This window comes from Roseateles sp. NT4, from assembly GCF_051857475.1.
Classification (GTDB): Bacteria; Pseudomonadota; Gammaproteobacteria; order Burkholderiales; family Burkholderiaceae_C; genus Pelomonas.
On sequence record NZ_JBPZGZ010000005.1, the window covers coordinates 63,744 to 85,463 of the forward strand.

General features: G+C 67.6%; 18 protein-coding genes and 2 riboswitches. Of the genes, 15 read left to right on the top strand and 3 right to left on the bottom strand.

Annotation, left to right across the window (positions count from 1 at the left end; genetic code table 11):
* The first annotated feature begins 12 nt into the window (after nucleotides 1-12).
* The 9 genes from paaA to ACS5PN_RS26325 all read left to right on the top strand — a co-directional run bounded on the left by paaA (nucleotide 13) and on the right by ACS5PN_RS26325 (nucleotide 8,178).
* Nucleotides 13-1,017, top strand: a complete 1,005-nt coding sequence (gene paaA, locus ACS5PN_RS26285; RefSeq protein ID WP_439466996.1) for a 1,2-phenylacetyl-CoA epoxidase subunit PaaA — start codon at nucleotides 13-15, stop codon at nucleotides 1,015-1,017.
* An 11-nt stretch (nucleotides 1,018-1,028) separates the two neighbouring features.
* Nucleotides 1,029-1,322, top strand: a complete 294-nt coding sequence (paaB, locus tag ACS5PN_RS26290) for a 1,2-phenylacetyl-CoA epoxidase subunit PaaB (protein WP_119042409.1) — start codon at nucleotides 1,029-1,031, stop codon at nucleotides 1,320-1,322.
* Nucleotides 1,323-1,450: 128 nt separating this feature from the next.
* The gene (gene paaC / locus ACS5PN_RS26295) at nucleotides 1,451-2,218 is read left to right on the top strand and encodes a 1,2-phenylacetyl-CoA epoxidase subunit PaaC (RefSeq protein ID WP_439466997.1); all 768 of its coding nucleotides are present in this window, start codon (nucleotides 1,451-1,453) and stop codon (nucleotides 2,216-2,218) included.
* On the top strand, nucleotides 2,218-2,685 hold the full coding sequence (paaD, locus tag ACS5PN_RS26300; RefSeq protein WP_439466998.1) for a 1,2-phenylacetyl-CoA epoxidase subunit PaaD: 468 nt from the start codon (nucleotides 2,218-2,220) through the stop codon (nucleotides 2,683-2,685). Before paaC ends, paaD begins: the two co-directional genes overlap by 1 nt.
* Nucleotide 2,686: 1 nt before the next feature.
* Nucleotides 2,687-3,745 carry a 1,2-phenylacetyl-CoA epoxidase subunit PaaE gene (gene paaE / locus ACS5PN_RS26305; protein ID WP_439466999.1) on the top strand — a complete coding sequence of 353 codons (1,059 nt, stop codon included), beginning with the start codon at nucleotides 2,687-2,689 and terminating at the stop codon, nucleotides 3,743-3,745.
* Between the two features lie 127 nt (nucleotides 3,746-3,872).
* Nucleotides 3,873-4,490 carry a TetR/AcrR family transcriptional regulator gene (locus tag ACS5PN_RS26310; protein ID WP_439467000.1) on the top strand — a complete coding sequence of 206 codons (618 nt, stop codon included), beginning with the start codon at nucleotides 3,873-3,875 and terminating at the stop codon, nucleotides 4,488-4,490.
* Between the two features lie 26 nt (nucleotides 4,491-4,516).
* Nucleotides 4,517-5,662, top strand: coding sequence for an ABC transporter substrate-binding protein (locus ACS5PN_RS26315; RefSeq protein ID WP_439467001.1), 1,146 nt, complete (start codon nucleotides 4,517-4,519; stop codon nucleotides 5,660-5,662).
* Nucleotides 5,659-7,701, top strand: coding sequence for a phenylacetic acid degradation bifunctional protein PaaZ (gene paaZ, locus ACS5PN_RS26320; RefSeq protein ID WP_439467002.1), 2,043 nt, complete (start codon nucleotides 5,659-5,661; stop codon nucleotides 7,699-7,701). The genes ACS5PN_RS26315 and paaZ overlap by 4 nt, the downstream gene beginning before the upstream one ends.
* A 153-nt stretch (nucleotides 7,702-7,854) precedes the next feature.
* A complete protein-coding gene (locus ACS5PN_RS26325; RefSeq protein ID WP_439467003.1) occupies nucleotides 7,855-8,178 on the top strand; it encodes an MmcQ/YjbR family DNA-binding protein in 324 nt (107 codons plus the stop codon).
* 1 nt (nucleotide 8,179) lies between these two features.
* On the opposite strand, the gene ACS5PN_RS26330 is transcribed toward ACS5PN_RS26325, so the two are convergent.
* Nucleotides 8,180-8,917: a C40 family peptidase gene (locus tag ACS5PN_RS26330; protein ID WP_439467004.1), complete on the bottom strand. Its 738-nt coding sequence runs from the start codon at nucleotides 8,915-8,917 to the stop codon at nucleotides 8,180-8,182.
* 238 nt (nucleotides 8,918-9,155) lie between these two features.
* Here ACS5PN_RS26330 and ACS5PN_RS26335 point away from each other — a divergent pair, with 238 nt between their 5' ends.
* The 3 genes from ACS5PN_RS26335 (at nucleotide 9,156) to ACS5PN_RS26345 (ending at nucleotide 16,486) form a co-directional block, all read left to right on the top strand.
* Nucleotides 9,156-11,051, top strand: a complete 1,896-nt coding sequence (locus ACS5PN_RS26335; RefSeq protein ID WP_439467005.1) for a propionate--CoA ligase — start codon at nucleotides 9,156-9,158, stop codon at nucleotides 11,049-11,051.
* Between the two features lie 56 nt (nucleotides 11,052-11,107).
* Nucleotides 11,108-11,216: riboswitch (glycine riboswitch) on the top strand.
* Between the two features lie 8 nt (nucleotides 11,217-11,224).
* Nucleotides 11,225-11,338: riboswitch (glycine riboswitch) on the top strand.
* A gap of 241 nt (nucleotides 11,339-11,579) precedes the next feature.
* Nucleotides 11,580-14,405 carry a TonB-dependent receptor plug domain-containing protein gene (locus tag ACS5PN_RS26340; RefSeq protein WP_439467006.1) on the top strand — a complete coding sequence of 942 codons (2,826 nt, stop codon included), beginning with the start codon at nucleotides 11,580-11,582 and terminating at the stop codon, nucleotides 14,403-14,405.
* A 107-nt stretch (nucleotides 14,406-14,512) separates the two neighbouring features.
* Nucleotides 14,513-16,486, top strand: coding sequence for a M3 family metallopeptidase (locus ACS5PN_RS26345; RefSeq protein WP_439467007.1), 1,974 nt, complete (start codon nucleotides 14,513-14,515; stop codon nucleotides 16,484-16,486).
* On the opposite strand, the gene ACS5PN_RS26350 is transcribed toward ACS5PN_RS26345, so the two are convergent.
* Both ACS5PN_RS26350 and argH read right to left on the bottom strand, forming a co-directional pair.
* Nucleotides 16,487-16,963, bottom strand: a complete 477-nt coding sequence (locus ACS5PN_RS26350; RefSeq protein WP_439467008.1) for a hemerythrin domain-containing protein — start codon at nucleotides 16,961-16,963, stop codon at nucleotides 16,487-16,489. It abuts the gene before it with no gap.
* Nucleotides 16,960-18,357: an argininosuccinate lyase gene (gene argH, locus ACS5PN_RS26355; RefSeq protein ID WP_439467009.1), complete on the bottom strand. Its 1,398-nt coding sequence runs from the start codon at nucleotides 18,355-18,357 to the stop codon at nucleotides 16,960-16,962. The genes ACS5PN_RS26350 and argH overlap by 4 nt, the downstream gene beginning before the upstream one ends.
* A gap of 127 nt (nucleotides 18,358-18,484) precedes the next feature.
* Between argH and ACS5PN_RS26360 the strand changes: the two genes are divergently transcribed.
* From ACS5PN_RS26360 to ACS5PN_RS26370, 3 genes are read left to right on the top strand one after another with little or no spacing between them, the layout of a single operon-like run.
* Nucleotides 18,485-19,585: a sensor histidine kinase gene (locus ACS5PN_RS26360; RefSeq protein WP_439467010.1), complete on the top strand. Its 1,101-nt coding sequence runs from the start codon at nucleotides 18,485-18,487 to the stop codon at nucleotides 19,583-19,585.
* Nucleotides 19,582-20,415: a LytR/AlgR family response regulator transcription factor gene (locus tag ACS5PN_RS26365; protein ID WP_439467011.1), complete on the top strand. Its 834-nt coding sequence runs from the start codon at nucleotides 19,582-19,584 to the stop codon at nucleotides 20,413-20,415. Before ACS5PN_RS26360 ends, ACS5PN_RS26365 begins: the two co-directional genes overlap by 4 nt.
* 43 nt (nucleotides 20,416-20,458) lie before the next feature.
* A complete protein-coding gene (locus ACS5PN_RS26370) occupies nucleotides 20,459-21,718 on the top strand; it encodes a hypothetical protein (protein WP_439467012.1) in 1,260 nt (419 codons plus the stop codon).
* Nucleotides 21,719-21,720 lie beyond the last annotated feature (2 nt).

Here is a 21,720-nt window from a genome sequence, read left to right on the forward strand (position 1 = left end):
GGAGCTTCAAGCATGTACACCCAAGCCATGGATCTGATGGCGCGGGAAGCCAAGCCCAAGGTCGTCAAAAGCGCCGAGGAGCTGGCCCGCGAGGAAGCCTTCGAAGCCCGCATCGATGCCGGTGACTTCATCGAGGCCAAGGACTGGATGCCCGAGCACTACCGCAAGACGCTGGTGCGCCAGATCAGCCAGCATGCCCACAGCGAGATCGTCGGCATGCTGCCCGAGGGCAACTGGATCACGCGCGCGCCCACGCTCAAGCGCAAGGCCATCCTGCTCGCCAAGGTGCAGGACGAGGGCGGCCACGGCCTCTACCTCTACGCCGCCGCCGAGACCCTGGGCACCAGCCGCGACGAGATGACCGAGGCGCTGCTGTCGGGCAAGGCCAAGTACAGCTCCATCTTCAACTACCCCACGCTGACCTGGGCCGACATCGGCGTCATCGGCTGGCTGGTGGACGGCGCGGCCATCATGAACCAGGTGCCGCTGTGCCGCTGCTCCTATGCGCCTTATGCGCGGGCCATGATCCGCGTCTGCCGCGAGGAAAGCTTCCATCAGCGCCAAGGCTATGAAAGCCTGCTGACGATGATGACCCATGGCACACCGGCGCAGAAGGCCATGGTGCAGGACGCCGTGAACCGCTGGTGGTGGCCGTCGCTGATGATGTTCGGCCCGGCCGACAAGGACTCGCCCAACTCCGAGCAGAGCATGCGCTGGGGCATCAAGCGTGTCACCAACGACCAGCTGCGCCAGAAGTTCGTCGACGCGACGATTCCGCAGGCCGACATCCTCGGCGTGACCGTACCCGACCCCGCGCTGAAGTGGAACGCCGAGCGCGACAGCTATGACTTCGGTGAGATCGACTGGGCCGAGTTCTGGCGCGTCGTCGGCGGCGAAGGCCCCTGCAACCGCGAGCGCCTGGCCGCCCGCAACAAGGCCTGGGACGACGGCGCCTGGGTGCGCGATGCGGCCCTGGCCCACGCGCGCAAGCAAGCCACCAAGGCCGAAGCGGCCTGAGGAACAACAAGATGAGCAACCCGAAGAACGAATGGCCGCTGTGGGAAGTCTTCGTCCGCAACAAGGCGGGCCTGGACCACAAGCACTGCGGCAGCCTGCACGCGCCCGACTCGGCCATGGCCATCCAGATGGCGCGCGACGTCTACACCCGCCGCCAGGAAGGCACCAGCATCTGGGTCGTGCGCTCCGAGCAGATCGTCGCCAGCGACCCGACCGAGAAGGGCAGCCTGTTCGACCCGGCCGACGACAAGGTCTACCGCCATCCGACGTTCTATGAACTGCCGGACGAACTGAACCACATGTAAGGACAGCCCACCCCCTACTCGCTTCGCGAGCCCCCTCAAGGGGGCGACTCCGACAGCCCGGCAAAGCCGGATCTGTGGAGTCCGCTGAGTCGAACCCACTTGCCGCGAGTTGAACTGCGAACCCCATCATGTCCGATCCCCGATTTGTCTACGTCCTGCGCCTCGCGGACACCTGCCTCATCCACAGTCAGCGCCTGTCCGAATGGGCCGGCCACGCGCCGGTGCTGGAGGAAGACCTGGCCCTGTCCAACATCGCCCTGGACCTGCTGGGCCAGGCCCGCGCGCTGCTGACCTACGCCGGGCAGCTCGAAAGCGCCGGCCGCGATGAAGACCAGCTCGCCTTCCTGCGCGAGGAGCGCGACTACCGCAACATCATCCTCGTCGAGTTGCCCAATGCGGCGGCCAGCCCCAGCGATGGCGGGGGTGGGCGTGACTTCGCGCTGACGACCTTGCGCAACGCGGCCATGGCCCTCTGGCTGGAACAGCTCTACGAGCGCCTGCAAACGAGTCTCGATACCGAGATCGCCGGCATCGCCGCCAAGTCGCTGAAGGAAGTCCGCTACCACCGCCAGCACAGCAGCGACTGGGTGGTGCGCCTGGGTGACGGCACGGCGGAGTCGCAGGCCCGCATGCAAGCCGCGCTGAACGTGCTCTGGCCCTACTTCAACGAGCTGTTCGCGGCCGACGGCGTCGACGGCGTCGGCCCGGCCTGGAACGAGCTGGAGCCCGAATGGCGCGCCCGCTGGGCCACGCTGATGCAGGAAGCGACGCTCAAGCTGCCGCGCGAAAGCGCCATGCAGCCGCGCGGCATCGATGGCATCCACAGCGAGCACATGGGCCACATGCTGGGCACGATGCAGCATCTGCAGCGCACCTACCCGGGCGGTACGTGGTGATGAACCTCTCCGCCGCTCGCGCCAAGCTCGCCGCCGTGCCCGACCCCGAGATCCCGGTGGTGACGCTGATGGACCTGGGCATCGTGCGCGATCTGCGCGAGACGGCGTCGGGCGTCGAGGTCGTGCTGACACCGACCTACAGCGGCTGCCCGGCCACCGAGCTGATCGCCGACGACGTGCGCGCGGCGCTGGCTGAGTTTGGCGACGTGACCGTCACCATGCAGCGGGCGCCGGCCTGGAGCACCGACTGGATCACGCCCGAGGGCCGCCAGAAGCTGCAGCAATACGGCATCGTGCCGCCGCAGTGCAGCGCCGAGCAGGCCATCCGCGTCGTCCCCCGCCTGCGCTGCCCGCGCTGCGACAGCGGCTCGACCCAGCAGCTGTCGCGCTTCGGCTCCACGGCCTGCAAGTCCACCTGGCGCTGCATCGAGTGCCTGGAACCTTTCGAATACTTCAAGCCCATCTGACATGGCTTTGCACTTCCACCCCCTGCGCGTGACTTCGGTCGAGCGCGACACCGAAGACGCCATGGTGGTCGGCTTCGAGGCGCCGCCCGAGGGCTTCGGCTTCGAGCCCGGCCAGTACCTGACGCTGCGCGCCAGCGTCGGCGGCCAGGAGCTGCGCCGCAGCTATTCCATCTGCTCCGACCGCCGCCTGCAGGTCGGCATCCGCCGGGTCGACGGCGGCGCCTTCTCGACCTGGGTGCACGAGCAGCTCAAGGCCGGCGACGTCATCGAGTCCTATCCGCCTCAGGGTCGCTTTGTGTTGCCCGCGCACGGCGAAGGCCGCCATGTGCTCTTCATCGCCGGCGGCTCGGGCATCACCCCCATCCTGGCCCTGCTGACGGCCCTGCTGGAGCGCGAGCCTCAGGCGCGCGCTACGCTGATCTACGCCAACCGCCGCACCGCGTCGACGATGTTCAAGGAAGAACTCGAAGACCTGAAGAACCGCTTCATGACGCGGCTGTCCCTGCATCTGATCTTCAGCCGCGAGGCTGTCGACGCGCCGCTGTACGGCGGCCGCCTGGATGCCGGCAAGCTCAGCGCTTTCCTGGCCGGCCCGGTGCCCGCATCCAGCATCGACCAGGTTTTCGTCTGCGGACCGTTCGAGATGAACGACCAGGCCGAGGCCGCGCTGCTGGGGGCGGGCGTTTCGGCCGAGCGCATCCACATCGAGCGCTTCGGCACGCCGGAGACGCTGAGCGGCAAGCCGGTGCCGCATGAGGTCAAGGCCGGCGACGCTGCCCAGGCCCAGGTCACGGTGATCCGCGATGGCCTGTCGCGTGTCATCGAATTCTTCTCTACCGACCCCAGCCTGCTCGACGCCGCGGCACGCGAAGGCATGGACGTGCCTTTCTCCTGCAAGAGCGGCGTCTGCTCCACCTGCCGCTGCAAGCTGGTCGAGGGCGAAGTGCGGATGGACAAGAACTTCGCACTGGACAAGGCCGAGGTCGCTGCGGGCTTCATCTTGAGCTGCCAGGCGCATCCTTTGACGGAACGTGTGGTCATCAGCTTCGATGAACGGTGATGCGTGTGCGTGAACACATGAAGGTAGCCACAGAGGCACAGAGGAACAGAGAAATGCATCGCCGCTCTATCTCTGTGTCTCCGTGCCTCTGTGGCTTTGTTTCGCTGCCTTCGCAGGCGGTCCGCTGATGGCCAGAAAACGCGCCCCCGGCTTCGAAGCCCAGCGCGAGGACATCCTCGCTGCCGCTGCCCGCCTGTTTGCCGAGCAGGGCTTCAGCGCCACCTCCATGAACCAGGTTGCCGAGGCCTGTGGCGTGGCCAAGCCGACGCTGTATCACTACTTCCAGGACAAGCAGGAGCTGCTGGCCCAGATCTGCGACAGCCATGTGCACGCCCTGCTGGCCCTGGTGGAGGAGATCAAGGCCCAGCAGCTGGCGCCCGACGCCCAGCTGCGCGCACTGATCGAGCGCTTCACGCGCTCCTATGCCGACGCCCAGGCCCAGCACCGCGTGCTGACCAGCGAGATCAAATTCCTGGCCGATGCCGAGCGCGAGCGCCTGCTGGACGTGGAGCGCCGCGTCGTCAGCGAATTCGCCGCGGCTGTCAGCCTGGTGCGGCCCGAGCTGCGCGAGGCCAATCTGCACAAGCCCTTGACCATGCTGCTTTTTGGCATGATCAACTGGACCTTCACCTGGCTGCGGCCCGACGGCGACCTGTCGCACGAGGCGCTGGCGGCCCTGGTCAGCGATCTGTTCTTTGGCGGTCTCGGCGCGGTCCAGCTGCGCCAGCCCGCCCTCATTCCATAAACCCGAGACGCCCCGAGGAGACCCCCATGAAGCAATTCAAGCAACTCGCCCTGGCCCTGGCCGCCACCCTGAGCCTGGCGGCCCATGCCGACATCAACGTCGGCGTGACGCTGTCGGCCACCGGCCCGGCCGCCTCCCTCGGGATTCCGGAGAAGAACACCTTCGCGCTGATGCCCCAGACCCTGGGTGGCCAGAAGGTCAACTACATCGTGCTGGACGACGCCTCCGACACGACCACGGCCGTCGCCAACACGCGCAAGCTCATCACCGAGAACAAGGTCGACATCGTCATCGGCTCGACCGTGACGCCCAACTCGCTGGCCATGATCGACGCCGTGTCCGAGTCCGGCACGCCCATGATCTCCATGGCCGCTTCCGCCCGCATCGTCGAGCCTGTGGATGCCAAGAAGAAATGGGTCTTCAAGACGCCGCAGAACGACATCATGATGGCCCTGGCCATCGTGACCCACATGGTGGACAACGGCATCAAGACGGCCGCCTTCATCGGCTTTGCCGATGCCTATGGCGAGGGCTGGTGGGGCGAGTTCAACAAGATCGCCGCGACCAAGAAGCTCAATATCGTCGCCAGCGAACGCTACAACCGCACGGACACCTCCGTCACCGGTCAGGTGCTCAAGCTGGTGGCCGCCAAGCCCGACGCCATCCTGATCGCCGGTTCGGGCACGCCCGCGGCCCTGCCGCAGAAGGCGCTGAAGGAACGCGGCTACGCCGGCAAGATCTACCAGACCCATGGCATCGCCAACAACGATTTCCTGCGCGTCGGCGGCAAGGACGTCGAAGGCACGCTGCTGCCCGCCGGCCCGGTGCTGGTCGCGGCCCAGTTGCCGGCCGACCACCCGGTGAAGAAGAGCGCCCAGGACTACATCGCCAAGTACGAAGCGGCCAATGGCAAGGGCTCGGTGTCGACCTTCGGTGGCCACGCCTGGGATGCCGGCCTGCTGCTGGCTGCTGCCGCCCCCGAGGCCCTGAAGAAGGCCCAGCCCGGCACACCCGCCTTCCGTTCGGCCCTGCGTGATGCGCTGGAGAACGTCAAGAACGTGGCCGGTGCGCATGGCGTGTTCAACATGTCGGCCGGTGACCACCTGGGCCTGGACCAGCGCGCCCGTGTGATGGTGCAAATCGAAAACGGAACCTGGAAGTTGATCAAGTGAGCACGCTTCAGAGCTATATCGCCGGCCGCTGGGTCGGCGAACGCGCGGCCAAGCCGCTGACGAGCGCCATCAACGGCCGTGTCATCGCCCACACCCACGAGGAAGGCCTGGACTTCGCCGAGAGCCTGGCCTATGCCCGCGGCACGGCCTTGCCGAGCCTGCTGCGCACCCACTTCCAGGACCGCGCCCGTGTGCTGAAGGCCCTGGCCGGCTATCTGATGGAGCGCAAGGAAGAGCTGTATGCGATCAGCGCCCACACGGGTGCCACGCGCAGCGACTCCTGGATCGACATCGAGGGCGGCATCGGCACCTTGTTCGCCTATGCCTCCATCGGCGGCAAGGACCTGCCCAGCAGCAATGTGCTGCATGAAGGCCCGCCCATGCGCCTGGGCGCCAACAACCACTTCATCGGCAGCCATGTGATGGTGCCCAAGCGTGGCGTGGCCCTGCACATCAACGCCTTCAACTTCCCGATGTGGGGCATGTTGGAGAAGTTCGCGCCCAGCTTCCTGGCCGGCATGCCCTGCCTGGTGAAGCCGGCCACGGCGACCAGCTATGTGGCCGAGGCCTGCGTGCGCATGATCGTGGACTCGGGCCTGGTGCCCGCGGGTGCTCTGCAGCTCATCATCGGTGGCACGGGCGACCTGTTCGAACGCCTGGACGAGGCCGACGTGGTCACCTTCACCGGCAGCGCCGACACCGCGCTGATGCTGAAGGCCCACCCCAATCTGCTGAAGAAGAGCATCCCCTTCAACGCCGAGGCCGACAGCCTGAACTGCGCCATCCTCGCGCCCGACGTGACGCCGGACGACCCGGAGTTCGACCTCTTCATCAAGGAGGTCTCGCGCGAGATGACGGCCAAGGCCGGCCAGAAGTGCACGGCCATCCGCCGCACCATCGTGCCGGCCAAGCTCGTCGATGCCGTCGCCACCGCGCTGAAGGCCCGCCTGTCCAAGACCGTGGTGGGCGACCCCGCCGTCGAAGGCGTGCGCATGGGCGCCCTCGCCAGCAAGGCCCAGCAGGCCGATGTGGCCGAGCGCGTGGCCCAGCTGGCCCAGAACTGCGAGTTGCTGCTCTCGGCCAAGGACGGCTTTGCGCCCAAGGGCGAAGGCGTGGCCGACGGCGCCTTCTTCGCGCCGACGCTGCTGCTGGCACGTGACTCTGCTGTCAGCGATGCCCATCATCTGGAAGCCTTCGGCCCGGTGACGACGCTACTGCCCTACGGCGACTACGAGGAAGCCCTGCATCTGGCGACGCTGGGCCGCGGCAGCCTGGTCGGCACCGTCTGCACCAAGACGCCGGCCCTGGCCGCGCAAGCCGTGCCGACCTTCGCGGCCTGGCATGGCCGCATGCTGGTGCTGGACCGTGAGGCCGCGCTGGAGAACACCGGCCACGGCTCGCCCCTGCCCAAGCTCAAGCACGGCGGCCCCGGCCGCGCCGGCGGTGGCGAGGAGCTGGGTGGCCTGCGCGCGGTCAAGCACTATCTGCAGCGCTGCGCCGTGCAGGGTTCGCCGACCATGATCTCGGCCGTCACCGGCGAGTACCAGCGCGGCGGCACCGTCACCGAGAGCGACATCCATCCCTTCCGCCGCTACTTCGAGGACGTCGAGGTGGGCATGAGCCTGCTGACGCACCGCCGCACGGTGGGCGAGGCCGACATCGTCGCATTCGGCGGCCTGTCGGGCGATTACTTCTATATGCACTTCGACGAAGTGGCGGCCAAGGAATCGCCCTTCGGTCAGCGCATCGCCCACGGCTATTTCGTGCTGTCGGCGGCGGCTGGGTTGTTCGTCAGCCCGGCGCCCGGCCCGGTACTGGCCAACTACGGCCTGGAGAATCTGCGCTTTGTGACGCCGGTCGCCATCGGCGACACCATCCAGGCCCGCCTGACCGCCAAGCGCAAGATCGACCGCCCGCCGCGTGATGACCAGCCCGCCCAGGGCGTCATCGGCTGGGACGTGGCCGTGACCAATCAGCGGGGCGAGCTCTGTGCGAGCTACGAGATCCTGACCTTGGTCGCCAAGCGCGAACGGACGTGAGCCCCTCGTCCAAGGATTACCTTGGCCGGTCCCCCGAGGGGACGGCGATGCTTGCGGCGTCGAGCCGCAAGCACATCGCCAGCGCGGGCCGGCTCGGGAGCGGCCCAGCGCTCGGCCCGCCGCAAGGGTTCACCACGCCGCGAAGCAACTGAGATGACGCCAGCACAGGCCCGCGAACTCGCGCTGGCCTTGGCCGGCGCGGTCGAGAAGCCGCATCACGAGCTGACGTCTTTCCGCCTGCCGGGCGCCAAGGGCAGGATCTTCGCGACCCTGACGCCCGACGGCGCCGAGCTGCGCGTCTTCATCAAGGACGAGGCGGCGCGGGATGCCTGGATCGCGCGCGAAGCCGGTGTGGTCGAGCCGCTGTTCTGGGGTGCCAAGCGCTGCGGCGTGAAGCTGCTGCTGGCCAAAGCCAGGCCGGGTTGGGTGAAGGAGCTGCTCGCGCAGTCCTGGCGCGAGAACGGCGGCAGCGCGTGAGTCAGCGCGCGGCCGTCGCTTCGGTCGTGGCCTTCAGGTCGGCGCGGCGTGCGCCGGTGAAGCGCTTGGCCCAGTAGGAGTCGCGCATGTCCTCCACGCGCACGGCGCTGCCGGTGCGGGGGGCATGGATGAACTTGCCTTCGCCGACATAGATGCCGACATGGCTGAAGGTGCGCTTCATGGTGTTGAAGAACACCAGGTCGCCGGGCTTGAGTTCGCTCTGGCCGATGGTCAGCAGACTGCTGTCCTTGGCCTGCTCGTCGGCGCGGCGCGGCAGCACCAGGCCCACGCTCATCTCGAAGATGTGGCGGGTGAAGCCGCTGCAGTCAAAGCCGTTCTCGACCGAGTTGCCGCCGCGCGTGTAGCGCACGCCCAGGAAGTTCATGGCCGACAGCACGAGCTCGGAGGCCGTGTCGCGCACGCTGGCCAGCAAGCGAGATGACCCGCCGGCTTGTTCCGCGCTGTTCAGCAGGCCGCGCTCGCTGAGGAAGCGGCTGACCGCGTCCTGGGCCGGAGCCGGCTTGGTGGCAGCGGCCGGCTGGGCCGTCGCGACCTTGTCGGCGGCGGCTTGTTGTTGCTGCTGCAGGCTCTGACCGTAGGCGCCCGTCATCGTGCCCGGCGGCGGCGTCACCGTCGCGGCCCGGGCCACGCCCTGCGCCTGCGCGGCAGCGCAACCGATGACCAGCAGGCCAGCGGCAGCAATCCGATTCAGCAGTGCGGTGGAGACAACCAGGGACATTCGCGAGAGAGAAGAACCGGGGCGGACCGCAGGCGGTCGCGATAGCGGAGAGGGACAGCGGCGCGGAGGTTAGGGGGGCACCCCGGCACCGTCAATCGAAGCGGACGTAAAGCGAGCGATTTTCAGGGCAAACCCCGGCTTGGCCGACGGCGAACCCAGTAAAAACCCTGAAATAGATCACGACAGGATGTTGCGAAAGGTCAGATTGACGTCAGTGCCCGGGCTTCAAACTCACCCCATGACCCAGTCCTATGCCGAATTCCACAAGCGCTCGCTGACCGAGCGCGATGCCTTCTGGGCGGAGCAGGCCGAGCGCATCGACTGGCAGACGCCGCCTCAGCAGATCTGCGACGTCAGCAACCCGCCGTTCGCGCGCTGGTTTGTCGGCGGCACGACCAATCTCTGCCACAACGCGGTGGACCGCCATGCGGCCACACGCCCCGGCGACCGCGCGCTGATCTGGGTGTCGACGGAAGTGGGCCAGGAGAAGGTCTACAGCTTTGCCGCGCTGCAGGCCGAGGTCGAGGCCATGGCCGCCATCTTCATCGCCCAGGGCGTGGGCCCCGGCGACCGCGTGCTGATCTATATGCCGATGATTCCCGAGGCCGCCTTTGCCATGCTGGCGTGCGCGCGCATCGGTGCCATCCATTCGGTGGTGTTCGGCGGCTTTGCGTCGGTGAGCCTGGCCAGCCGCATCGAGGACGCCAGCCCGAAGCTCATCGTCTGCGCCGACGCCGGCAGCCGCGCCGGCAAGCGCATCGCTTACAAGCCGCTGCTGGACGAGGCCATCGCGCTGTCCACGCACAAACCCGCCAGCGTGCTGATGGTGGACCGTGGCCTCGTGCCTTTCGAGCGTGTGGCCGGTCGCGACCTGGACTACGCCGAACTCCGGCGCCGTCACGAGGGCGCTCGCGTGCCCTGCGCCTGGCTGGAGTCCAACACGCCGAGCTATACGCTGTACACCAGCGGCACGACGGGGAGACCGAAGGGCGTGCAGCGCGATGTCGGCGGCTATGCGGTGGCGCTGGCGGCCAGCATGGATTGGATCTTTGGCGGCAAGGCCGGCGAGACCTATTTCTCCACCAGCGACATCGGCTGGGTCGTCGGCCACAGCTATATCGTCTACGGGCCGCTGATCCACGGCATGGCGACGCTGATGTACGAAGGCACACCGGTCAACCCTGACGCCGCGGTGCTGTGGAGCCTGGTCGAGAAATACCAGGTCACGGTGATGTTCAGCGCGCCGACGGCGGTGCGGGTGTTGAAGAAGCATGACGCGGCCCTGCTGAAGCGCCACGACCTCTCGTCGCTGCGCGCTCTCTTTCTGGCGGGCGAGCCGCTGGACGAGCCGACGGCGCGCTGGATCGCCGAGGGCCTGGGTGTGCCCATCATCGACAACTACTGGCAGACCGAGACCGGCTGGCCGCTGCTGACCGTGGCCCATCACATCCCGGGCGTCGAAGCTGTGCCCACGCGCTTCGGCTCGCCCGGCGTGCCCATGTTTGGCTACGACGTGAAGCTGCTCGACGAGAACAACGGTGCGACGCTGGAAGGGGCAGACCAGAAGGGCGTGCTCGTCATCGAGCACCCGCTGCCGCCGGGCGCGCTGCAGACCGTCTGGGGCGACGATGCGCGCTTCGTCAACACCTACTGGGGCAGCGTCCCCGGGCGGCAGGTCTACTCGACCTTCGATTGGGCGACGCGTGACGCCGATGGCTACACCTTCATCCTCGGCCGCACCGACGACGTCATCAACGTGGCCGGCCACCGCCTGGGCACGCGCGAGATCGAGGAGTGCATCTCGGGCCACAAGGCGGTCGCTGAGGTCGCCGTCGTAGGCGTGGCGGATCAGCTCAAGGGCCAGGTCGCCATCGCCTTTGCCGTGCTGCGCGACCCCGGTCAGGCCTCGCTTGCGCTGGAAGGCGAGGTCATGAAGCATGTGGATTCGCAACTGGGCGCCGTGGCCAGGCCGGCGCGGGTGCATTTCGTGACCCTGCTGCCCAAGACGCGCTCGGGCAAGTTGCTGCGCCGGGCCCTGCAGGCCGTGGCCGAAGGGCGCGACCCGGGAGATCTGACAACGCTGGACGACCCCGGCGCCCTGGCGCAGGTGAAGGCGGTGTTGCAAGCTAGGTGAGGCCCCAATCTCGTAAACCAGGGTGCTGACCCACGGAGGCGGTCCCTATCGTCCGCGGCGACATCCCAGGAGAGTGCGATCAGCCCGGTTCACACAATGAGCCCCTGGTCGCCGCCGAAGGCGCAACCTCCCATACACGCTCAGGCCCAGAACTGGTTTGTCACAGGAGCCGACGCTGGAGAGCGGGACGGCGCGGCCTGAGCAGGCCGCGAACGTCTCCACCGAAGGAGCAAACGCCGCCGGGCCTCATCCCCGGCGCGTGAATCTCTCAGGTACCGAGGACAGCGGGAGCGGCGCGAAACAGCGAAGGGGCCATCGCCCCTGGCCGTTTCGTGGTCGTTCAACCCGTGCTGGAAAAACTGCCATGCCGTGCTGCCGCCAGCACTTGTCCCCACCGTTGATGGTTGCCGTGACGGCCTGAGCGCCGCCGAGCGCTCCGTCACCACCCCCCTTTCATCTCAAGCCATCCGGCGCTGCCCCAGCGGCTGCGTCTTGGCGGCGTTCGTCCCTTTCTTTCCAGGAATTCGCATGCAACGCAACACACTCAAGCCGCTGGTCGGTGCTCTCGCCCTGGCCGGCCTGATTCCCCTCACCGCCGCCGCCCAGGCACCCCGGCCCGAACAGATCGAGCGGGTGGAAGTCATCGGCAGCCGCATCAAGCGCATCAACATCGATGACGAGACGGCGACGCCGATCACGCTGATCACGCGCGATGAAATCCAGCGTTCCGGCGTGGCCACCACGCGCGACCTGCTGGAAACGCTGCCGGGATTCAACAGCAACTCGCTGTCCGATCTCAACGGCGGCAACTCCTTCGGCAATGGCGGCTCGGGCGCCAGCCTACGCAACCTGGGCAAGCAGTCCACGCTGGTGCTGCTGAACTCGCGCCGCATCGCGGCCTATCCGCTGGCCGACTACAACGAGGTGTTCTCCAACCTCGACTCGCTGCCGGTGGACGCCATCGAGCGCGTCGAGGTGCTCAAGAGCGGCGGCTCGGCGCTCTACGGTTCCGACGCTGTCGCCGGCGTCATCAACATCGTCACGCGCAGCAGCTTCCAGGGCCTCACGGTCAGTGCCAACACACAGAAGTCGCTGAAGTCGCACCAGTTCAAAGACCAGGCCGCCGCCATCACGGGCGGCATCGGCAACCTCGCGACCGATGGCTTCAACATCCTGGCCAACCTCGACTACTACCACCGTGGCGACTTCTTCTGGCGCGACGTGCTGCAGTACAGCAACCCGGCCTACAAGGAGTTCTCGCCCGGCTTCGACACGCCGTCCAGCTACAGCTACCCGGGCAACATCATCGGCCAGGGGCCGATCGCCGGCTGCAAGCTGTTCAACGCGTCCAACACCTTGTGCATGTACGACCGCTACGACCGCTTCTCGGTGCAGCCCTCGGCGGACCGCGTCAGCGGCATCGTGTCGGCCAAGCTGAAGATGTCCGAGCACCTGCAGGGCTTCTCGGAGGTGCTTTACTCCAACACCAAAAACACCTACCAGAACGCGCACAACTACTACGGCGCCGGCCTGGGCAGCGTCGTCTGGGGTGACCCCAACAGCAATGCGGCCCGCACCTTCTACTACCGCGGTCTGCCGGCCCAACACCCGCTGAACCACACCGGCGAGGAGGTCGAGTTCCGCTACCGCTTCTCGGACGATGGCCAGTCCAACCATGTCCAGACCGACCAGTACCGCGTGCTGGCCGGCCTGAAGGGCGACTGGAACGGCTGGGACTGGGAGACCGCGGCCGGTGTGATGGGCGGCAAGACCACGCAGCGCCAGCGTGGCCTGTTCAGCGACAGTGGCTTCAAGGAAGTCATCGGCGACTACAACAAGGACACGCTGGACGCCGATTTCTTCAACAAGCCCAATGGCTACAAGATCGGCCAGCCCAACAGCGCCGCGGTGCTGGACAAGCTCTTCCCCTCCATCGGCTATGACGCCAAGGTCACCCAGAGCTTCGTCGACGGCAAGATCTCGGGCGAATACGGCCGCCTGCCGGGTGGAGCCATCAATTTCGCAGCCGGTTTCGAGCTGCGCCACGAAAGCATGAAGATCGCGCCGGACGCGCTGTCCGCCTCGGGCGACATCGTGGGCCTGGGCACCGTGCGTGCGGATGCCGGCCGCAGCTTCAGCGCCGTCTTCGTGGAGGCCGACCTGCCCGTCACACAGCAGCTCAATGCCCAGCTGGCCGGCCGCCTGGACAAGTTCCCCGGCTTTGCCGCGCACTTCTCGCCCAAGCTCGCCTTGCGGGCTCAGCTGGTGCCCGAGTTCATGCTGCGCGGCTCGGTGGAAGGGGGCTTCCGCGCGCCCAACCTGACGGAAAGTGCCACCTCGAGCAAGTCCGCCTTCGACAACGGCGTCAGCGACCCCAAGCGTTGCGACGCCGCCAGCGCCCTGATCCGTGACCTCATCGCCCAGGCCAACGCGCTGCCCGACAGCGACCCCAACAAGACCCTGCTGCAGGCCCGCGCCGACAACATCGACGAATGCCGCCGCGGCGTGGCCAGCGTGGTGCGCAACAACCCCGGGCTGAAGCCCGAGACCTCGCGCATCGTCAACTTGGGGCTGGCCTTCCAGCCCTTCAAGTCCTTCAGCACGACGCTGGACTACTACGCCGTCACGCGCACCAACGAGATCGGCACCAAGGGCACGGCCGACCTGCTCGGCGCCGAGGCCCAGCAGGCGCCGGGCACCATCGTGCGCGCGCCTGACTTCAACAACGACCCGACCTTCGTCACGGCGGCCGAAGTGGCCAAGTACAAGCCGCTCGCGGGCCGGCTGAGCCTGGTCAGCGGGCAGTTCGAGAACCTTGCCAAGACCCAGACCAGCGGCATCGACTGGAGCATGAACGGCCAGTTCAGCGACCCGCTGGGCCGCCTGGCCCTGAGCTTCGACTCGACCTATCTGCTGAGCTACAAGCAGTACAGCACCTCGGACCTGCGCTACGGCGACAACCTGGCCGGCCGCTGGGGCTATGCGCGCTTCAACTTCAAGCTGCGGGCCAGCCAGGAGTGGGGCAGCTGGACGCACACGCTGTCCTACTTCTGGGCTTCCAGCACCACGCTGACCAAGGACTACTACGACACCACCTGGAACGTCGAGGACTGCGCCAAGAACAAGAACCTGACCGCCGACCAGTGCAAGGTGGCGACCTACAACCGGCTGGACTACAACCTCGCGTGGCGCCCGATGAAGGCGCTGACGCTGAGCGCCAACCTGCGCAACCTGACGGGCCGGCGCCCGCCCATCGACTACCGCAACTTCGGCCAGGGCGGGATCATTCCCGACAACCGCGAGGACGTGATGGGCCGCATGCTGCGCCTCGCCGCGGAATACCGCTTCTTCTGAGTCCGCGTGCCAGCCGTCGCCATGCCGTGCGCGGGTTTGCGCGGTATGGCGAATGGCTGGCCCCGCCGGGCAGGCCAGAATCGCCCCTTTTGCTGACGACAGACGCCATGAAACTCGCCCTGACTCCCCTGGCCGCGCTGGCGCTGAGCGCCGTTGCCGCGCAAGCGCAACCCAAGCTGCCCGCCCCCAATTTCCCGACCTTCGGCTCGGTGGCCGAAGTGCAGAGCCGCTGCGACACCGGCCTCAAGGGCGCGCAGCAGCGCGTCGCCGCGCTGGAGAAGCGCAAGGTCGATGGCGGCTGGCTGGCCGCCTATGACGACCTGACCGTCTACCTGGAAGACAACCAGGGCCCCAACGACTTCGTCCTCAATGTCAGCCCCGACAAGGCCGTGCGCGACGCCGCCCAGGCCTGCTCGCTGCGCTGGGCCGACTTCGGCTCCAGCTTCGGCCAGAACGAGAAGGTCTACCGCGCGCTGCAGAAGGCGCCCAAGAAGGACGGCATCGACGCCGAACTCGTGCGCCTGGCCTCGGGCCAGTTCGAGGACAGCGGCGTGGCTCTGCCCGCAGCCAAGCGCGAGCGCGCCAAGCAGATCCTGGACAAGCTGACCGAGCTGGACCAGCAGTTCAACAAGAACATCCGCGACGCCGGCACCCGGGTCGCCTTCACCGAGGCCGAGCTCAAGGGCGTGCCCGCCAGCGTGTGGGAAAAGGCCAAGCGCGACGAGCAGGGCCGCATCCTGCTGGGCGTCGACTACCCGAGCTATGTGCCCGTGATGCGCCTGGCCGAGAGCGGCGAAGCGCGCCAGCGCATGTGGCTGGCCAAGACCAACGAGGGCGGCCAGGCCAACCTCGACCTGCTGGCCCAGATCGTCACGCTGCGCGGCGAGTACGCCAAGCTGTTCGGCTTCGACAACTATGTCGACTTCAACCTGCGCCGCCAGATGGCCAAGAACGGCGCCTCGGCGACGCGCTTCCTCGACTCGGTGACGGGCGCCGTGAACGAGCGCGAGAAGACCGAGTTGCAGGAGCTGCGCGCCGCCAAGGCCCAGCACGTGGGCACGCCGCTCGACCAGACCAAGGTCGAGCGCTGGGACGCCACCTTCTACAGCGAGCGCGTCAAGCGCGACAAGTACAGCGTCGACCAGAACGCCTTCCGCCCCTACTTCCCGCCCCAGGCCAGCCTGGAGTTCTCGCTGCACGTCATCGAGAAGATGATGGGCGTGAAGTACACGCGCATCGACAACAAGCTCTGGCATGAGGAAGCCCAGACCTATGTCGTCAGTGACGCGGCCACGGGCAAGCCCATCTCGCAGCTCTATGTGGACCTCTATCCGCGCGATGGCAAGTACAACCACGCCGCCGTCTGGCCGCTGCGCGGCAGCGCCACCCGCATCGGCCGCACGCCGGTGGCCGCCCTGGTCGTCAACTTCGACCGCAACGGCCTGACACTGGATGAAGTCGAGACCCTGCTGCACGAGCTGGGCCATTCGGTGCACGTGGACCTGTCCAAGACGCGCTATGTGTCGACCGCCGGCACCACCGTCATGCACGACTTCGTCGAGGCGCCGTCGCAGATGCTGGAGGACTGGGTCTACGACAAGAAGGTGCTGAAGCTGATGCAGGAGGTCTGCCCGACCTGCAAGCCGGTGCCCGACGCGATGGTGGACCAGGCCACGGCTGCCAAGCACTACGGCAAGGGCATGCAGTTCGGCCGCCAGCACCTCTACGCAAGCTACGACATCACCCTGCACCAGAGCGCCAAGCCCGAGCCCCTGCCGCTGTGGGCCAAGATGGAAGGCGCCACGCCGCTAGGCTATGTGAACGGCACCATGTTCCCCGCCGGCTTCGCTCACATCGCCGGCGGCTACGGCGCGGGCTACTACGGCTATCTGTGGAGCCTGGTCGTCGCCATGGATCTGCGCACCGCGTTTGCGGCCGACAAGCTGAATGCCGACGTGGGCAAGCGCTACCGCGACCAGGTGCTGGGCCAGGGCGCGCAAAAGCCCGCGCCCGAACTGGTCAAGGACTTCCTGGGTCGCGAGAGCAACTCGCAGGCTTTCTTCGAGTACCTGAAGAAGTAATCAGGCGCAGCTGCTGCCCGAGCCGCAGCTGTGGGCTTCGCCTGCGGTTGCCGGCTCGCGGCACTCACCCGTCACCGGGTCGAAGCCGCGCTGCTCCATCGTGAAGACCAGGGCCGCATCCATCATCTCGGCATGTTGGGGAAACCAGCCCGCCAGCTCGGTGCGCAGGATGTTCAGCGGCTCGCGGTCGTTCAGCTCATTGGCGTAGCGCAGGGCTTCGCGCATCACGTTCAGCACCATGGCGTGCTGGCTGGCGTGACAGTTCTGCGCCTCGAAGCCGCAGCGCGCCATCCAGTCCTCTTCCATCGCGAAATGGGCTTCGGTATGGGCTAGCAGCGCCTGGTAGGCGGGCAGGGCGTCGATGCCGGCGTCCAGCGCTTCGCCATAGGCGTTCAGCAGTTCGACGAACTCCTGATGGGTGTGGTCCAGCGTGGGCTGGTTCAGCACCAGCTTGTCGCTCCAGGCCAGCGTGCTCATGCGAGACGGGCGCGATGGCGTGCCACTTGAGCGCGCACCTGCGCGGGCGCCGTGCCGCCCAGCACATTGCGGGCGTTCAACGAGCCTTCCAGCGACAGCACCTCGAACACATCGGCCTCGATGCGGGCGTCGAAGGCCTTGAGCTCGTCCAGCGTCAGCACGGCCAGGTCCACGCCCTTGGCCGTGGCCGTCTTCACGGCATGGGCGACGACCTCGTGCGCATCGCGGAAGGCCACGCCCTTCTTGACCAGGTAGTCGGCCAGGTCGGTCGCGGTGGCATGGCCCTTCAGCGCCGCGGCGCGCATGGCCTCGGGCTTGGGGGTCAGGCCGGCCAGCATGTCGGCAAAGATGCGCAGCGTGTCCTTCAGGGTGTCGACCGTGTCGAACAGGGGCTCCTTGTCCTCCTGGTTGTCCTTGTTGTAGGCCAGAGGCTGGCCCTTCATCAGCGTGACCAGGCCGACGAGGTGGCCGACGACGCGGCCCGTCTTGCCGCGCGCCAGCTCGGGCACGTCGGGATTCTTCTTCTGCGGCATGATCGACGAGCCGGTGCAGAAGGCATCGGGCAGGGCGATGAAGCCGAAGTTCTGGCTCATCCACAGGATCAGCTCCTCCGACAGGCGTGAGATGTGCAGCATGACGAGGCTGGCCGCCGACGCGAACTCGATGGCGAAGTCGCGGTCGCTGACGGCATCCAGGCTGTTCTGGCTACACGCCTCCATGCCCAGGGTCCTGGCGACGCGTTCGCGGTCCAGCGGGTAGCTGGTGCCGGCGAGAGCCGCCGCGCCCAGCGGCAGGCGGTTGACGCGCTTGCGGGTGTCGAGCATGCGCTCGGCGTCACGCGCGAACATCTCCACATAGGCCAGCAGGTGGTGGCCAAAGCTGACCGGCTGGGCCACCTGCAGATGGGTGAAGCCCGGCAGGATGACGTCGGCATGCTCGGCGGCTTTCTCGACCATGACGCGCTGCAGGGCAACCAGCAGGCCGCCAATCTCGTCGATCTCGCCGCGCAGCCACAGGCGCACATCGGTGGCGACCTGGTCGTTGCGGCTGCGGCCGGTGTGCAGGCGCTTGCCGGCGATGCCGACGCGCTCGGTCAGGCGCGCCTCGATGTTGAGGTGCACGTCCTCCAGGTCCAGCTTCCATTCGAACTTGCCGGCCTCGATCTCGGCGGCGATCTCGTTCAGGCCGCGCTGGATGGCCGCGTGGTCCTCGCCGCTCAGGATGCCCTGGGCCGCCAGCATCTCCGCATGGGCCAGGCTGCCGTTGATGTCGGCCTTCCACAGGCGCTTGTCGAAGCCCACACTGGCCGTGTAGCGCTTGACCAGATCGCTCATCGGCTCGGAAAACAGGGCGGACCAGGCTTGGGACTTGTTGGCGAGTTGGTTGTCTGACATGACTGAGGTAAGGCGGGCGGCGAAATTCAGCGCGCAAAATGCATGCGCAGCCCGGGATTATCGAACGCCAGCAAATCCAACCCTTCGCGACCCGTTGCCATAGCGTTAACAGGCCCTATCCCACGCCATGCCCTTCTTCAAGCGCCGCGTGCCGACACCGCCCAGCGGCTGGCACGAGTCTTTGCAGCACACCCAATGGGTGGGCTTCGCGGCCACCGAAATGCCCGAGCTCAGCAAGGGCCCCTTGCTCGACCCGACGCGCGCCTTCGATGTCTGCCACGTCGGCCTGGTGCTGCGCGCCGTGCTCGGTGTGCAGCTGCTGCTGGCTTTGGGCGTGGCCGTCGTCGCCCGCGACGCTGGCCAGTGGCTGACGCTGATGGCCAGCGGCACGGTGGTGACCCTGTTTGCCGTGCTGTCCTGGCTGCTTGCCGTCTGTGCCGCCCGGCGGTTGTGGCCTCGTCTGCCCGAGCCGGTGCAATGGGGCGCGCTGATGCTGCTCGGCGCCGTCAGCGCCCTGATGGGCTTCTGGCTGTTGAACCTGATCAACATGGACCCGGTCAGCGGCTGGCGCGCCGCCAGCATCGCCGCCTGCGGCGCCAGCGGAGCGGCGGGGCTGCTGTCCTGGCTCAAGCTGCGCGAGCATTCCCAACGCCCGGCCGATGCGCTGGCCCAACTGGTCGAGCTGCAGTCGCGCATCCGGCCGCACTTCCTGTTCAACACGCTGAACAGCGCCATCGCCCTGGTCCAGATCGACCCGGCCCGTGCGGAGAGCGTGCTGGAGGACCTGGCCGAGCTGTTCCGCGTCGCCCTGGCCGACGCCAGCGCCTCGGTCACGCTGGCGGAAGAGGTCGAGCTGGCGCGCCGCTACCTGGCGATCGAGCAGATCCGCTTCGGCCCGCGTCTGCGCATCGTCTGGAACCTGGACCCCGAGGCCAACGCCGCCGGCGTGCCGCCGCTGCTGCTGCAGCCCTTGGTGGAGAACGCCGTGCGGCACGGTGTCGAACCCAATGACGAGGGGGGCGAGCTCGAGGTGCGCACGCGGCGCCGCGGCGCCGAGGTCGAGATCCGCATCGTCAACAGCGTGGGGGCGCCGTCCCGCACGGCCGGCCATGGCCTGGCCCTGCGCAATGTGCGCCAGCGCCTGAAGCTGATGCACGATGTCGCCGCCCGCCTGGACATCGAATCCACCCCGCAACGCTTTTCCTTGCGTATCCTGGTGCCGTTATGACAACAGCCCTGCGCGTTCTTCTCGTCGACGACGAACCCCTGGCCCGGCTGCGCATGCGCAGCCTGGTCGATGCCATCCAGGAGCCGCGTTGCGAGGTGGTCGCCGAAGCGGCCACGGCCTCGCAGGCCACCACCTGGCTGCGCGACCATGCCTGCGACATCCTGCTGCTGGATGTGCAGATGCCGGGTGCCGACGGCCTGCAGTTCGCCGACAGCCTGGTCCAGCGCCAGGTGGACCAGCCCGGGTTGTCGATGCCCTTGATCATCTTCGTGACGGCCCACGCCATGCACGCGCTGCGGGCCTTTGAGCTCGACGCGCTGGACTACCTGACCAAGCCGGTGCGCCGCGAACGCCTGCAGGCCGCCCTGGCGCGTGCCGCCCAGCGCCTTGCCGAGCGCTCGGCCGCCCAGGCCCAGCAACCTGCCGAACAGCCCACGGCTCCCGACACCACCGACTTCGTCACCCTGACCGATCGGGGCCGCCTGCTGCGCATCCCCATCACGGAGGTGCTGTATTTCAAGGCCGAGCTGAAGTACGTGACCCTGCGCACCGCCAGCGAAAGCCATGTGCTGGATGGTGCGCTGTCCGAGCTGGAGCAGCGCTTTGGCGAGCGCTTCCTGCGCGTGCACCGCAATGCGCTGGTGGCGCGCTGGGCCGTGCGTGAGTTGGAACGCCACACGCCGACGTCCTTCAGCGAGCTGGACAGCAGCGAGGCTGCCGAGGTCGCCGACAGCTGGGCGGTGCGCATCGTCCATGTCGACGAATGGCTGGCGGTGTCGCGGCGTCAGGTGGCTGCGGTGCGTGAGGCGTTGGCGGGGCAGAAGACTTGAGGCTGTCCTGCGGCGATCCGAGCCGTACTCACGAGACGCCGCCTTGACCAGCAGGGGCAAGCGCTGGGCCGTGCTGGGCCTACTGCTGGTGGCTGGCGCTGCCGGCCTGTTGGGCTGGCGGGCGAGCCGGCCTGCGCAACTCGCCGTGACGGCGCCCGTGCCAGCGGTCGCGCTGCCCTCGTCGTCGGCGGCATCCGGTCCAGCCGGCGGGACCGACGTCGCTGCCCTGGTGATCCAGGCCTCGGCGGCCTCCCAGCCGGACCGGGCCGGCACCGAGGCGAACAAGGAGTTCGTCGACGTTTGCGGCGTCGGGCGGGTGCGTCGCAGCGATATGGAGCGGGCGGAGGGGCAGGCCGAGCCCGTCTGGGCCCAGGCGCTGAATCGGCAGACCGAGCAGGGCATGGCCGACATGCTGAAGCGGCTGGATGCCGGCTCGCTGAGGCAGCGCGTCGCGGCCGCGGTACTGCGCGGCGACGTCCAGGCGGCGGCCCAATTGGCGGTGTCGACCGATGATGTCAAGACTTACCGCTTGGCCGTGCGCGCCTGCAGCAAGGACGCCGCCTACCGCAGCCACTATCCCACCGCCCAGCAATGGCAGGCCCGTATGGCGGCGTCGGCGGCCAGCGGCTTTGTCGTACCTGAGCTGCCACCCCCTGGCCCGATGCCGACAGCGTGTGCCGCCATCAACCTCGAAAGGCTGGAGCTGCTGGATCCTGGCGATGCCTGGCCGTCCGTGATGCGCGTGAACGATGCCGCTGCGCGACGTGATGAAGCCGCCGTCAACCTGGCCCTTTATCAGCTCGCACAGAAATCGCGGCTTTCCATCAACACCCGGGCTCTCGGCGCCACGGTTGCCGAAGTCATCGGTGCTGAACCCACAGTGGGCGAGGCCTGGGCCATGACCCTGGCGGTAGGGACGGACATGGCCTCCATGCTGGACGGCAATCTGCTCGGGCTTATGCGTCCCTGCCGTGGCGACGCGCTGAAGGACGCCAACCGGCGCCAGCTCTGCGAACAGGTCGCGCGACGCATGCCCGGCATGCTGGCGGAGGCGACCGACGCCCGTGCTCTGCATTCACTGGAAGAGCGCCTGGGCCTGGCACACAGCCCGCAGGCGCTGTCGCGCGAGGAGCTGGACCGCGGGCTCAAGGCCATGGTCGACGACGGCAACCGCTGGATGGACGAGCCCACCTGCGCCAACTTCTCGGACATGGGCCAGCAACTGGTGAAGGTGGCCCGCGAGGGCGAGCTGGCTCGCATGAAGGCCTATCTGAAGACGGTGCCGGCATCGGCGCCGCACTGATC